Origin of the sequence: Streptomyces pallidus (ex Mingjun et al. 2026) (assembly GCF_051550185.1) — a bacterium.
Classification (GTDB): domain Bacteria; phylum Actinomycetota; class Actinomycetes; order Streptomycetales; family Streptomycetaceae; genus Streptomyces.
In genome coordinates this window covers 4,540,842-4,553,435 of the sequence record NZ_CP196181.1, presented here as the reverse complement: position 1 = coordinate 4,553,435, position 12,594 = coordinate 4,540,842, and the positions used below count along the sequence as shown (strand labels likewise).

Here is a 12,594-nt window from a genome sequence, read left to right as displayed (position 1 = left end):
CGCCCGGTCGGCGCCGCCGACACCCGTCGGCGCGGCGCGGACGCTCGGAACCGGCCGCCGGGCGGGCTGGGGCCCGGCGGCCGGAGCGGGCGCGGGCCGCCGCCGGCATCGTGCGGTGCTGGCGCGGTTGCTACTGCAGGCGCCGCACGGCGAGGAGGCAGTGGGCGCAGGTCGCGAGCACTTCCTCGTCGCTGGCGAACGCCTGGAGCGTCTCGGCGTCGACCGGGCGGCCCGGGACGGCCTCGGGCCAGGGGCGCGTGGCGAACAGGAAGTACGCGTGGCCGCTCTCGTTCGCCGCCTCGACCCACTCGTCCGGGACGGTGCAGGTGGCGTTCAGTCCGGGCAGGGTCAGCGCGACCTGGTTGTCGGCCAGGACGATCTGCACGGGGAATCCCGCCGGGTCCTTCCGGCCGTCCTCGACCTTGTCCCCGACGGACAGCTTGTTCTCCGCCAGCAGCGCCCGCGCGGCCTCCTCGGCGGCCTCCGGGCCGTGCGGTCCGTCGCCCAGCGAGTAGGCGAGGAGGTACGGCATGTCGTGGCCCTCGGCGGGGTCGCCGATCCAGGCGAGCACCGAGAGGGTACCGAGCCGGACCCGGTCGATTTCGGCTTGAGTTGAAGTCATGCGCCGCACCCTAATGGCCTTCGCACCGGGCCCTTCACGGCCCGTCACCCGCGCGGGCTACACCGCCCAGAATCCTTCTCGGGAATTCGACCGGATGTTCGCATCCTCGTACTGGAGCCGAACAATGCGCGTATTTTCCGGAATTTCGAACACGACCCACCCGTCCACCTGTTCCCCGACGGCCAGCGAATCGAATACGAGGGGCTTTCCGGTGGTCAGTTCGCCCGTCCGCACCATTGGGTGGCGCTTCCCGGCGCTGTCGTACGCCCACATGCGCCCGAGAGCCCCGTAGGGGGCCCCGCCGACGTTGACGAACGACATCGAGGCGGCCACCCAGCGCTTCCCCGCGGGCGGGGCGAAATTCTTCTCCACGCTGACCGCGGGGTCGACGTACGCGGTGAGCACCGCTTGGAGGTGCCGGCCGACCTGACGGCCGTGCACCCGGACGGAGTCGCCCACGTGGGCGTCCTTCGCGGCAGGGGCGCCCTCGGCGCCCGGCGCGGCGTCGTCCACCGGGACGGCGGGCGCCGCGGCAGGGGCGAGGGCGCCCCCGTCGGACGGTGCGGAACAGGCCGTGGCCCCGAACAGCAGGAACGGCAGGAGGACGGCGGCGAGGGTGGAAGCGGCGGCGGGAGCGGACTGGCGCATGCGCGATCCCTTCGGGGACCTTCGAGGGGTTTTTCCGGCCAGTCTCACGCGCCCGAGCGGGGAATTGCACACACCGACACGGGTGTACGGAGCGAGATGCCGCCCATCTGCCAGCACAATGCGTTCCGACGGAATTCCGACATCGGCATCCACCTGGAGGAAGAATGCGCACGTCCGGCAGCCGCATCACCCTGGCGGCCTTCTCCGCCCTGGCAGCGACCACGGCATTCACCGCCCCGGCCGCGGCCACCGTATTCAATCAGACTGTTTCCGTACGGTCCGAAGCACACATCGACGCGGACGGCACGATCACCCTTTCCGGCACCTACCGCTGCGAGCAGCCGTCACCCGACGGGACGATCCAGATCAAGGCCGCACTCGTCCAGGGCGACGTCCACCTCGGCATCGGCGCCGGCAGGGCCGTCTGCGACGGCAAGGACCACGACTGGCACGCGCACGCCACGCTCGCCTACACCCCGCAGGTGCACGCCGGCCCCGCCAGGGTCACGGCGGAACTCCAGGAGATCCGCCTCTCCGGCCTCATGCCCTCGTCGCTCGACACGGTGGCGGCGGACGAGAAGGCCGTCGAGGTCGTCGACCACCGCTGAGCCGCGGCGGCAGGGCGCCGGCCGCGCTACCGGCAGGACGGCGCCACCCCCGTCATCGACATGAACGCCACGGTCCGGCACCCCGGATCCGCGTGCCGGTGCCCCGTGGCGAGGTCGACGGCCAGGTCCACGGCCGCCGGCACCGCGGCCCCCAGCAGGAGCAGCGCCAGCAGGCCGCCGGCCGTGCGCCCGCTCAGGCGGCGCCGCACGGGGCGATCCGTTCCACACGCGTCCGTTTCATGGACCGCATCATCACGCCGCACTCCCTCTACCACAACTCGAAGCGCACGGGCGCTCACACGGTGCCACGGGGGCTGCCCGAGGCGTCGAACTCGCACCACACCGCCTTGCCGTCGCCCCGGGACTCCACCCCCCAGTGCGTGGCCAGCGCGTCCACCAGCAGGAGCCCGCGCCCGGTGGTGGCGGCCTCCCCCGGAGTGCGCCGGCGCGGCCACACGCTGGAGCGGTCCTTGACCCACAGTCTGATCCGCCGCACCGGCTCCGGCAGCACCTCCATGGTCAGCACCGCCCCGCCGTCGGTGTGCAGCAGGGCGTTGACCAGCAGCTCCCCGGCGGCCACCTCCACGTCGTCGGCGAGCTCCGGCATGCCCCAGTCCCGCAGCGCCTGCCGCAGGGCGAAGCGGGCCTCGGACAGCCCCTCCGGGTCGGCCTGGTGGATGTACTGGTGGATGCGCGGAGCCCGGTGGGTGCCCGGGTCGGGGGCTCGGCGCAGCACCAGCAGGGCCACGTCGTCGCCGGAGCCCCAGCGCTCCCAGAGCCGGTCCGAGAGGTGGTCGGCGAGCGCCCCCGCCTCCTGCGGGCCGCTGCGGACCACCTGGGCGAGGGCCTCCATGCCCTGGGTGATGGCGGTGCCGGGCTCCTCCACCAGGCCGTCCGTGCACAGCACGAGGGTCTCTCCGGGGACGAGGTCGAGCCGGGTCTCGGGGAAGTCCTCCTGCTCGAAGACGGAGGCCAGGCCGAGCGGCAGCCCGCCGCGCACGTTGGGCCAGCCCGTCCGCCCGTCGGTGTGCCGGATCAGCGGGCCGAGGTGGCCGGCGCGGACGGCCCGTACGCCGCCCGTCTCCAGGTCCACCTGCGCGTACATGCAGGTCGCGAAGCGCTCGGTGTCGAGCTCGGCGAGGAAGCGGGAGGCCCTCGCCAGCACGGTCGACGGCGGGTGCCCCTCGCCCGCGTAGGCGCGCAGCGCGATCCGCAGCTGGCCCATGATCGCCGCGGCGTGGGTGTCGTGCCCCTGGACGTCGCCCACCACGATGCCGACCCGGTCGCGGGGCAGCGCGATCACGTCGTACCAGTCCCCGCCGACCTCGCGCCCGCTCCACGCCGAGTGGTAGCGCACGGCGATCTCCCCGCCGCTGATCTCCGGGATCCGCCGCGGCAGCATCGAGGCCTGCAGGCCCGTCGCGAACTCCCGCTCCTGGTCGAAGAGGAGCGCCCGCTGGAGGGACTGCGCGACGATGCCGGCCAGGCCCAGGCAGAGGTTGCGCTCCTCGGGGCTGAACTCGGTGCGCTTGCGGTAGAAGAGCACCAGCCCGCCGATGGCCCGGGCCTGGGCGATCAGCGGGAGGTAGGCGGCCGCGTCGAACCGGATCCGGTTCAGGTAGTCGGCGAGCAGGGGGAACTCGTCGGCCAGGTCGCTCAGCGAGGTGGCGAACCGGGCCTTGCGGGTGAGCACCGCCTGGGACAGCGGCAGGGTGCCGTCCAGCCGGGTGAACCTCCGCTCGCTGAGGATCTCCAGGGACTCCCCGCTCAACGCGATGATCTTGATGGCGCCGTTCTCCACCAGTCCCAGGGCCAGCCCGTCCGCGCCCAGCCGCTCCAGCGCCCCCGCACCGGTCAGCGTCGCGGTCACGTCGTCGACGGTCACCGCCCGCGAGAGGGCCTCGGTGGTCCGCTGCACGATCGTCGCCTGCTTGGCCCGCGCCGACTCCAACTTCCGCAGCACGGTGGCCTGGGCCAGCTCGGCCGTCGCGTCCCGGACGATCCCGACGATCCGGTCGGGCTGCCCCGCGGCGTCCCGCAGGATCCTGCCCTGGGTGTGGGTCCACTGGTCGACGCCGTCGCGCCGGCGGACCGTGAAGTACGAGCCGTGCGTCTCGGCGCCCTCGTCCACCGCGGTGCGCACGGAGTCCGCCAGGCGCGCGCTGTCGATCTGCGGGATCCGCAGGCCGAGGCCCTCCGGGGTCCGGTCGAACTCCTCCGGGTCCAGGTCGAGGACCGCGTACCCGGCTTCGTCCAGCTCGAACGTACCCGCGCGCAGGTCCCACTCGAAGCTGCCCATGCCGTTCAGGGCCAGCCGCTCGCCGGGACCGGTCGCCGGGCCGGATCTGTCACGCTCCGCCGCTGCCACCAGACAACACCACCTAACGTCCGGGCCAGCACGGCTGGGAGATCAGGCGCTCCCACTCCTCGTCCGGATGCCCCGGGAGGGTGCGCCCGGCCTCCCGCCAGCGCTTGACCAGGGAGAGGTAGATCGTCGAAGGGTCCGCCGGGGCGGGCGCGGGAGGACCGTACGGGGCGGTCCGGGGCGCAGTGGTGTGCTGTTCCGCGCGACTGGCCGGGATGCGCACCCAGCCGCGGCCCTGTGCTCGCTGCTCCGCAGTCATCGCGGACCCCTCTCACCTCACCGCAGAGACGTCTTCGGATGCCCCGCGTCGGCCCGGGCGGGCCGCGGGGTTCCGAGGGAGCCCGTCGGCCGGCGCCGGGCGCCGAGGCGCCTGTGGACTCCTTTCACCAGTCTCCCCGCCGTGAACCCCGCACCGTGCACGAATCGCATGGAAGGGCCGAATGAGGGAGCCGTCAGCAGCCCGGCGAAGAACAGTCCCGGCCACGACGACTCGAATCCGGGGCTCAGCTCCGGCGTGCCGCCGCTGCCGACCGTGTCGAGGGCGGCGCGCAGCCGGGCGTCCAGCAGGCCCAGCCGGGCCAGCTCCGGGTGGAACCCGGTGGCGGCGATGACGTGCGCGACGTCCAGCACGACGGACTTCCCGCCCGCGCCGGTCAGCCCCAGCCTGGTGTGGTCCCCCACCGCGACGGCCCGGTGCACCCGGTGCCCGAGCAGCGTCGGGACGCTCCGCTCGAAGCGGTCCCGCAGCCACCAGGCCCCGGCGGGCCCGAGCGCGGTGGCCGCGATCCGCTCCCGCCGGGCCGCGGGCAGTCGGTGCACCGCCCACGGCAGTTCGGACCACGCCCAGGTGCGCCAGCCGCTGCCCAGGCCGCTGTGCGGGCGGCGCAGCGCCTCCAGGGCCGGGCGCTCCAGCGGCGGGGGGACGGTGTTCCAGTCGATCCGGGGCCGCCGGGCGACCAGGCAGGGCCGGGCGCCGTTCTCGGCGAGGAGGACGGCGGTCTCCAGGGCGGCCTGCCCGGCTCCCATCACGGCGACCTCCCGGCCCGCGAACCGGCTGAGGTCGCGGTGGGCGCTGCTGTGCGAGTAGTGCCCGGGCGGCAGCTCGCGCAGCGCCTCGGGGTGGCGGGCGAAGGGCATGACCCCGACGGCGACGGCCACCGTCCGGGCGAGCAGCGGGGGCCCCTCGGCGGTGCGGATGCGGAAGCCGTCGCCCTGGGGGGTGACCTCGGTGACGGTCACCTCCTCCACCTCCGGCACCGCCCGGCGGGCGAACCACATGCCGTACGCGCTGAACGCGCCGATCGGCAGCGGCCGGCCGTGCTCGGCCGACAGCCCCCGGCCGGCGCAGTACTCGGCGAGGGTGTGGCGGCCACCGGGCGCCGAGAGGTTCGAGGACCAGGGCTCGGACTTCAGGTACATGCCGTCGGGCATGTGGTCCCGCCACGAGGCCATGGGGCGACCGAGCACCCGTACGCCGATACCCGCCGCCACCGCGTGCGCGGCGATCGACAGCCCGTACGGGCCTGCGCCGACCACGACGAGGTCGTCCATCCGAGTCACCGCTGTCCCTCCGCTCTCATGGGTCCCCCATCGTTCGCCGGGGCGGTACGGGGCTGGCCGGAGTCGTGCGCGCCGCCGTCTCCGGCTTCCCGGAGCCCGGCGGCTCAAACGCCGACACGGCCCGTGTCGCCCGCAGGGGGCACGGCCCCGCCTCCCGGCCGGTCACCGCGTCACCAGCTCGTCCTCGGCGGCGGCCGCCGGCGGGCCGGGCGGGTGCGGCACGACCGGCGTCGCCGACCCGGGCGCGGCCGGTGGGGCAGCCGCGCCGGGCGCGGGTACGGGCGCCGGGGGCCCGCCCGGCGCCCCTGGCGCACCCGGTACGCAAGGCGTCGGCGGCGGGGCCGGTACGGCGGGCTGCCCGGGCACCGCCCGGTCGCCGTCGCGCTGGCGCGGGGCACGCTGGCGCGGGGCACGCACCACCGCGCGCGCCGTGCGCCGCCCGTGCGCCGGGATCCCGCGCAGGACGCGCGCCCCCTTGTCCGCGCCCCGCCCGAGGAACGCGGTGAGCATCGCCAGGAACGGCAGCAGGTCGTCCGCCGCGAACCAGGCAGCCTCCGTACGCCCCTTCGCGCTCCCCCGCCCCGGCCCGCGCCCGGCGCCCGGCTCCTCGGCCGGACCGCGCCGCCGTCCGCGCCGCAGCAGCGGCAGCTGCCGCCCGCGCAGCGACGCCAGCAGCGCGTAGTTCTCCGCGACGAACACCCGGCCCGGCCCCCCGGACTGCCCGGGCACCTGCTGGCCCGTCAGATCGAGGTACATGGCCTGGACGACGTCCAGCCCGGCCTCGTCCGTGAACAGCCGGAACTGGGCCCCGGGCCGCGGGTTGAAGTCCACCAGCCGGAAGCAGCCGCTCTCGTCCTGCCGGAAGTCCAGGTCCAGGATGCCCTGGTAGCCGAGGCGTTCGGCGATCCGCAGCCCCGCCTCCTCCACCGCCGGGTCGGGCAGCCAGCGCCCCACCGCCGTCAGCCCCGTCCGCACCGGCCAGGACAGCTCCTTGCGGCCCGAACCCGCGAGCAGCGGCCGCCCGCCCCGGCCGAACGCGCCGTGGAAGAACCAGTCCGTGTCGGCGCCGGCGGGCAGGAACCGCTGCAGCAGCAGCCGGCTCCCGGCCTCGGCGGAGCGGTCGTACAGCCGGCGCGCCTCCGCGGCGGTGTGCACGAGGGTGGTGCTGCGCAGGCCGGAGCCCGTCGGCAGCAGCCAGGGCCGGCTCCACTTGGCGACCGCGGGCAGCCCGAGCCGCCAGGCCGCCTCGGCCGCCTCCGCCCCGCTCCCGGGGACCACGGTCTCCGGGTGCGGGATGCCCCAGCGCGCGCAGAGCAGCGACAGCTCGGCCTTGTCGGCGACCCTGGCCGGCAGGCCGTCGGGTTGGTGGGGGATCCGGAACCGCCCCTCCAGCATCGGCGCGATCCGCGCGACGGCGATGGCGCTCAGGTCGTCCATCGCGATGAGCACGGCGGGCTGCCCGATCCGCTCCGACACCCTCGCCAGGCACTCCCCGAGCGCCTCCGGCGCCTCCGGGTCGAGCCCGCCCGGCGGACCCTCGTGCAGGGCGCGCACGTACCGCGAGCGCCCCATGGGACCTCCCCCGGACTCGACGACGGCATGGACCTCCACACCCTTGCGCCCCAGGGACCTGACGGCGCCGAGGGTTCCGTGGTGGAACGGATTCCGGTCGAGTCTGAGCACGACAGCGGGCACGTGGCCGGAGAACTCGTACATGGGAAGGGTGTCTTTCACCTAGTCGGACCAAGCAGGGATGGTGCGCAACTGCGAATGGCCTACGGAGGCCGTCACCGGACAGGCCGTTCGTCGGATGTGATGCCTAACGTCTTGGGCAAGCACACCGATTCAGGAAAGCCCTGGAGATGCCATGCCCAGAACACATCGCCGCCTGGCGAGCACCTGCATCGGTACGGTCACGGCCGGGCTGCTCGCCACCGGGGCCGCGCTCGCGGCCCCCGACGACGAGCAGCCGAAGGTCCCGGACACCGCGATGGGGGCCTACCTGGACTTCGGCCCGAACGGGGTCGCGCGGATCCCGTTGCTGTCGAACTGGCTCGGCGGCAAGGAGATCCGCGTCGGCCACACCTATCTGCCGGGCGACCGCTGGGCCGGCATCGAGGGGAACGTCGCCTTCCTGGACGACTGGGCCGACTGGCGCCGGGCCAAGTCGGACCGGCTCTTCGTGCTCAACGTGCCCATGCAGGAACGCAACGAGGGCCGGGTGCCGGACCAGCAGGTGGCCCGGCTGATCCGGGAGGGCGCCGCGGGCCGGTTCGACGGGCACTTCAGGAAGCTCGCCGAACGACTGGTGGACCTGGGCGTGCAGGACACGGTGATCGTGCTCGGCTGGGAGATGAACGGCGTCACCTACACCCACCGGTGCGCGCCGGACCCGGACAACTGGAAGGCGTACTGGCGGCGCATCGTCACCACGATGCGCTCCGTCCCCGGTCAGGAGTTCACCTTCGACTTCGCCCCCAACCGCGGGTCGGACGCGATCGGCTGGACCCTCTGCTACCCGGGTGACGACGTCGTCGACGTCATCGGCATGGACTCCTACGACCAGGGTCCGGGCCGCACCTTCGACGAGTACGTCACCCAGCCGTACGGGCTCCAGCACCAGGTCGACTTCGCGAAGGCACACGGCAAGCGGATCTCGTACCCGGAGTGGGGGCTGTTCCGCCGCGGGGACAACCCGGAGTACGTGCGGCGCATGCTCCGGTGGGTCGAGCAGCAGAAGCCGCTCTACCACACCATCACGGACTACTGCCCGCACGGCGTGTGGCAGTGCAAGCAGAACCCGCTGTCGGCGAAGGCGTTCCGCAAGGCGCTCACGCCCGAGGTCCCGGACCCGGTGGTCCCGACGCCCGTGGTCCCGACGCCCGTGGTCCCGACGCCGGTCATCCCCACGCCGGTCGTGCCGACCCCCGTGGTCCCGACGCCGGTGGTCCCGACGCCGCTCGTCCCGACGCCGCTCGTCCCGACGCCCGCCGTGCCCACACCGCACGTACCGACCCCGGCCGTGCCCACACCGGTCGTGCCCACACCCCAGGTCCCGGTCCCGCTCCCGACACCCGTCCTGCCGGTGCCGAAGCCCACGCCGCTGGTGCCCTCGCCCGAGGCACCCGCCGTGACCCCGGCCCCGGTCGAGACCACCCCCGGGTCCCCCGAGCCGAAGCCCGAGCCCGAGCCGGAGCCCTCGTCCGAGGAACCCGAGAGCCCGGCACCCGAGAGCCCGGCGGCGTCGCCCGTCGCGCCGAGCCCCGCCACGCCGAGCCCCGCGGCACCGAGCCCGGCCGTGCCCGACCCGGTCGGCCCGGTGCCGCCCCGGCCGACGCCCGTGAACAGCACGCAGTGGTGCGTGCCGCTCACCTTCGGCGACTGGCTCTCGAAGCTGGTCGGCAAGCAGTCGGTCTGCATCACCCTCGACTGGGACCGGGACTCCGGTTTCTGGCCCTGGTAGACCCGTCATCGCACCCGCAGTTCGTTGAGCCGTGCCCGCCAGTCCCGGGCGGCCGGCAGCGCCTCGCGCAAGGCATCCACCGCCCGCTCGCGCCCCGTCACCTGCGACTCGTGCAGTCGCAGCAGGGGCGCGAGCGCCGTCCGGGCCATCAGGAACCGCTGGTTGACGACGGTGTCGGGCCGCCAGTGGTTCTTGTACGGTTCGCTGCCGCGCAGGAAGCTCACCACCGGGCGGCCCTCCGCCAGGGCCCGGCGGGCCTCGTAGCGCAGCAGCAGCGTCGCCACGTCCACCTTCCGCGCCCGCAGGTCCGGGTCGGCCCCGTACAGGTACCCGCCGCTGAGCGTCCCCGACAGCAGCGTGACGTTGGCCGCCACCACCTTCCCTTCGAGCCGGAACTCGGTCAGCCGGCCCTCCCCCGCGCGCACCATCCGCCGGGTGGCCCGGGTCAGGTGCTCGGCGAAGCGGGGCTTGAGGTGCTCGGGCGTCACCCCGCGGCCGCGCCACTGCTTCTCGTGGAGCCGCAGCAGGGTCCGCACGGCCCCGGGCACCTCGTGCTCGCTGACCTCGTGCTCCTCGATACCGGCCGCATCCGTCTTGCGGAGCTTGGCCCGCACCCGCTGGGCCCCGGAGGCCGGCATCCGCCTGACCAACTCGTCGAAGGGCAGAGCGGGCAGCTCCATGCAGGTGGAGTCGGCGAGCTTGCTGCGCGCGCCCGGCCACTGCTCGTACACCGCCTCCGCGGACGCCCCGGGCCGCACCTCGCGCAGGTCGACGACGGCGCCGCGGGCCGCCCGGTGCAGCCCCCGGGCCAGCGCGGGCACGACCTGGTCGGCGTGCTCGTCGGCCACGAGCACGTCGGAGTGGTCGGTGATGCCGCCGCCGAGCGGCACCAGCAGCGGCAGCGGCCGGTGGACGAGCATCAGCGGGGCGGCGCCGACCAGTTCCCCGTCGCGCCGCACGAGCACGATCCGCAGCCGCCCGTCCCGGCCGTACGACAGCCACCACGAATGCAGCCAGGCGTGGCTCTGGAAGGGGGTGGCGGTACGACAGGAGCGGAACAGTCGGTTCCAGGGCTCGGCCAGTGCGGCGAACTGCCGGGGGTCACGGCACAGCGTCACCGACAGGACCCCGCCGCGGCACGGCCCCGAGCCCTGCGTCATCGCACGGACTCCTTCTCCTTGGCTTCCGTGTGCTCGCCCTGGGCCGGCAGGGTGGGCGTGGCGGTGACCTCGACGGCGGCCTCCTCCTGCCGCAGCGGCTCCTCCTGCCGCCGCTCCTCCTGCCGCGGCTGCTCCTCGTCCTCCTGCCTGCGCCCGCGGCCGGGTCGGGCGAGCAGCCACAGCCCGCCGAGCAGGCCGCCCGCGCACAGTCCGACGGCACCGGCGACCGGGGCCGACGGCGAGGCCGGGTCGGCCGGGGCGACGGCCTGGCTGAACAGCAGCAGCTGCACACCGGTGTTCTTGGCGGCCTGGTTGCTGCTCAGCGACAGCGCGTCGGCCACCGAGTTGGCGATGTCGGCGGCCTCGGCGGCGCTCGTGGAGGTGCCGGTGATGGCGATCATCGGGGACTCGGGGGAGGTTTCGGCGCGGACCTGGGTGCGCAGCCGGCGGGCGTCCAGGCCCGCGCGGGGCTGGGCGTACGCGAGGGTGGAGCTGCTGGTGGCGATGCGGCCGTAGGCCTGGGCGAAGCCGAGGGCGGTGGCCGGCTCGGTGGTGTCGTCCGGCACGGCGACGACATAGCTCGTGGCGGCGTACTCGGGCGCCTTGAGGACCCCGTACGCGCCGCCCGCGGCCAGCCCCAGCAAGGCGGCGGCGGGCAGCGGCCACCAGGAGGGCAACGGCAGCAGCCGTACCCGGCGACGTCGGTGGTCGGACTTCTTCTGCTCGGCGGTGTCGGCCATGTGCGTGCTCACTTCCTGGGTGAAGAGGTGTTCCGCCCGGGCCCGTTCGGGACCCGGGGCATGCGGTTCAGTCCCGGTCGCCGGGTGCCGGCCGCGGCTCGTGCGCGGGGCCCGGCGTCCCCGCCGACGCGGACGCCCGGTCGGCGGCCCGGTCGGTGGCCGCCGCGGCAGAGGCGGCAGCGGCAGATGCAGTGGAGGCGGCGACCGTGGCCTCCGCACCGGACGCCGGGTCCGGGTCCGGGTCCGGCGCCGCCGACGCCACCGCCGCGGGGCGGGGGACGCGGGGGGCCGGCACCCGGTCCGCGAGGGCCAGCCGGTAGACGTCGAGCAACTGCTCCGCGCTGCGCGCGATGTCGTAGCGCCGGACCACGGGCGGCGGCGGCAGCCGCGTGGCCCCCGCCTCCATGTGCCCGCGCAGGGCGGCGACCAGTTCCTCCGCCCCGGTGCCGATCCGCCGCGCGCCCGGCGCCTGCGCCGCCGGCAGGTCGTCGATCGCCGGGCAGGTGACGTGCAGCACCGGCAGCCCGGCCGCCAGCGCCTCCACCACAGCCAGCCCGAACGCCTCCTCCCGCGAGGGGGACACGAACACGTCCATCGCGGACAGCAGCGCCGGGATCCCGGGCGTGCGCCCGTCCGGGCACTCGCCCAGCGGGTCCCGCTCCCCCAACAGGTGGATCCGGTTCTGCGCGCCGAGCTCGGCGGCCAGCCGGCGCAGCGCGGCCCGCTCGGGCCCCTCCCCGGCCAGCAGCAGGTGCGCGCCCGGCAGCGCCGCCACCGCCCGGACCAGCGCGTCGAACCGCTTGCCGGGCACCAGCCGGCCGACGCCGCCGACGACGAACGCCCGCTCCGGCAGCCCGGTCCGGGCCCGCGCGGCCCGGCGCGCGCCCGCGTCGAAGCGGAACCGGGCGGCCTCGATCCCGTTCGGCACGACGCGCACCCGGGCCTCGGGCACGCCCCAGCCGGCCAGCCGGGCCGCGACCGTGTCGGACACGGCCACCGTCGCGGCGCCCAGCCGCTCGCTCGCCAGGTACAGGGCCCGGACCCCGCCCGTGAGCGGCCGGCCCTCGATCTCGGCGTCGCCGAGGGAGTGCTCGGTGGCGACGATCGCCCCGGCGCCCGCGAGCCGGGCCGCGAGCCGCCCGTACACGCAGGCCCGGTACAGGTGCGTGTGGACGAGGTCGTAGCCGCCCCGCCGGATGAACCGGGCCAGCCGGGGCAGCGCCCCCAGGTCCCGGTTGCCCTGCATGCCGAGGTGCACCACGCGCACCCCGTCGGCCCGCAGCCCGTCGGCCACCGGCCCCGGGTTGGTCAGGGTCAGCACGTCGCAGCGCATCGGCAGGTGCCGCAGCAGCAGCCGGAGCTGCTGCTCGGCCCCGCCGACGCCGAGCCCGGTGATGACGTGCAGCACCCGCAGGTCCTCGATCGGCG

The 12,594-nt window shown here is 75.2% G+C and carries 12 protein-coding genes; 2 read left to right on the top strand and 10 right to left on the bottom strand.

Annotation, left to right across the window (positions count from 1 at the left end; translation table 11 throughout):
* Nucleotides 1–130: 130 nt before the first annotated feature.
* A complete protein-coding gene (locus ACSHWO_RS20145) occupies nt 131–622 on the bottom strand; it encodes a DUF5949 family protein (protein ID WP_438313553.1) in 492 nt (163 codons plus the stop codon).
* Nucleotides 623–679: 57 nt separating this feature from the next.
* Nucleotides 680–1,270: a DUF4352 domain-containing protein gene (locus ACSHWO_RS20140; RefSeq protein ID WP_438313552.1), complete on the bottom strand. Its 591-nt coding sequence runs from the start codon at nt 1,268–1,270 to the stop codon at nt 680–682.
* A 164-nt stretch (nt 1,271–1,434) separates the two neighbouring features.
* Here ACSHWO_RS20140 and ACSHWO_RS20135 point away from each other — a divergent pair, with 164 nt between their 5' ends.
* A complete protein-coding gene (locus tag ACSHWO_RS20135) occupies nt 1,435–1,878 on the top strand; it encodes a DUF6299 family protein (protein ID WP_438313550.1) in 444 nt (147 codons plus the stop codon).
* A 26-nt stretch (nt 1,879–1,904) separates the two neighbouring features.
* Here the strand turns inward: ACSHWO_RS20135 and ACSHWO_RS20130 are convergent, their stop codons facing one another.
* The 5 genes from ACSHWO_RS20130 to ACSHWO_RS20110 all read right to left on the bottom strand — a co-directional run bounded on the left by ACSHWO_RS20130 (nt 1,905) and on the right by ACSHWO_RS20110 (nt 7,519).
* Nucleotides 1,905–2,087, bottom strand: coding sequence for a hypothetical protein (locus ACSHWO_RS20130; protein WP_361099798.1), 183 nt, complete (start codon nt 2,085–2,087; stop codon nt 1,905–1,907).
* 86 nt (nt 2,088–2,173) lie between these two features.
* A complete protein-coding gene (locus tag ACSHWO_RS20125) occupies nt 2,174–4,246 on the bottom strand; it encodes a SpoIIE family protein phosphatase (protein ID WP_438313548.1) in 2,073 nt (690 codons plus the stop codon).
* A 13-nt stretch (nt 4,247–4,259) separates the two neighbouring features.
* Nucleotides 4,260–4,502, bottom strand: coding sequence for a hypothetical protein (locus ACSHWO_RS20120; RefSeq protein WP_361099804.1), 243 nt, complete (start codon nt 4,500–4,502; stop codon nt 4,260–4,262).
* A 17-nt stretch (nt 4,503–4,519) separates the two neighbouring features.
* A complete protein-coding gene (locus tag ACSHWO_RS20115; RefSeq protein WP_438313546.1) occupies nt 4,520–5,794 on the bottom strand; it encodes an NAD(P)-binding domain-containing protein in 1,275 nt (424 codons plus the stop codon).
* 171 nt (nt 5,795–5,965) lie between these two features.
* Nucleotides 5,966–7,519, bottom strand: coding sequence for a carboxylate--amine ligase (locus ACSHWO_RS20110; protein WP_438313544.1), 1,554 nt, complete (start codon nt 7,517–7,519; stop codon nt 5,966–5,968).
* A gap of 151 nt (nt 7,520–7,670) precedes the next feature.
* Between ACSHWO_RS20110 and ACSHWO_RS20105 the strand changes: the two genes are divergently transcribed.
* On the top strand, nt 7,671–9,266 hold the full coding sequence (locus ACSHWO_RS20105) for a glycoside hydrolase family 26 protein (RefSeq protein WP_438313540.1): 1,596 nt from the start codon (nt 7,671–7,673) through the stop codon (nt 9,264–9,266).
* A gap of 5 nt (nt 9,267–9,271) precedes the next feature.
* Here ACSHWO_RS20105 and ACSHWO_RS20100 read toward each other — a convergent pair whose 3' ends face one another.
* The 3 genes from ACSHWO_RS20100 to ACSHWO_RS20090 all read right to left on the bottom strand — a co-directional run bounded on the left by ACSHWO_RS20100 (nt 9,272) and on the right by ACSHWO_RS20090 (nt 12,580).
* On the bottom strand, nt 9,272–10,426 hold the full coding sequence (locus ACSHWO_RS20100; protein ID WP_385806013.1) for a GNAT family N-acetyltransferase: 1,155 nt from the start codon (nt 10,424–10,426) through the stop codon (nt 9,272–9,274).
* Nucleotides 10,423–11,166, bottom strand: a complete 744-nt coding sequence (locus tag ACSHWO_RS20095) for a lipopolysaccharide biosynthesis protein (RefSeq protein ID WP_438319177.1) — start codon at nt 11,164–11,166, stop codon at nt 10,423–10,425. Before ACSHWO_RS20095 ends, ACSHWO_RS20100 begins: the two co-directional genes overlap by 4 nt.
* 67 nt (nt 11,167–11,233) lie before the next feature.
* Nucleotides 11,234–12,580 carry a glycosyltransferase gene (locus ACSHWO_RS20090; RefSeq protein WP_438319175.1) on the bottom strand — a complete coding sequence of 449 codons (1,347 nt, stop codon included), beginning with the start codon at nt 12,578–12,580 and terminating at the stop codon, nt 11,234–11,236.
* Nucleotides 12,581–12,594: the final 14 nt, after the last annotated feature.

What these genes read in the sequence shown, in the direction of transcription:
- ACSHWO_RS20145 (WP_438313553.1), bottom strand. Translation starts at nt 622, where the DNA reads ATGACTTCAACTCAAGCCGAAATCGACCGGGTCCGGCTCGGTACCCTC.
- ACSHWO_RS20140 (WP_438313552.1), bottom strand. Translation starts at nt 1,270, where the DNA reads ATGCGCCAGTCCGCTCCCGCCGCCGCTTCCACCCTCGCCGCCGTCCTC.
- ACSHWO_RS20135 (WP_438313550.1), top strand. Translation starts at nt 1,435, where the DNA reads ATGCGCACGTCCGGCAGCCGCATCACCCTGGCGGCCTTCTCCGCCCTG.
- ACSHWO_RS20120 (WP_361099804.1), bottom strand. Translation starts at nt 4,502, where the DNA reads ATGACTGCGGAGCAGCGAGCACAGGGCCGCGGCTGGGTGCGCATCCCG.
- ACSHWO_RS20115 (WP_438313546.1), bottom strand. Translation starts at nt 5,794, where the DNA reads ATGGACGACCTCGTCGTGGTCGGCGCAGGCCCGTACGGGCTGTCGATC.
- ACSHWO_RS20110 (WP_438313544.1), bottom strand. Translation starts at nt 7,519, where the DNA reads ATGTACGAGTTCTCCGGCCACGTGCCCGCTGTCGTGCTCAGACTCGAC.
- ACSHWO_RS20105 (WP_438313540.1), top strand. Translation starts at nt 7,671, where the DNA reads ATGCCCAGAACACATCGCCGCCTGGCGAGCACCTGCATCGGTACGGTC.
- ACSHWO_RS20100 (WP_385806013.1), bottom strand. Translation starts at nt 10,426, where the DNA reads ATGACGCAGGGCTCGGGGCCGTGCCGCGGCGGGGTCCTGTCGGTGACG.
- ACSHWO_RS20095 (WP_438319177.1), bottom strand. Translation starts at nt 11,166, where the DNA reads ATGGCCGACACCGCCGAGCAGAAGAAGTCCGACCACCGACGTCGCCGG.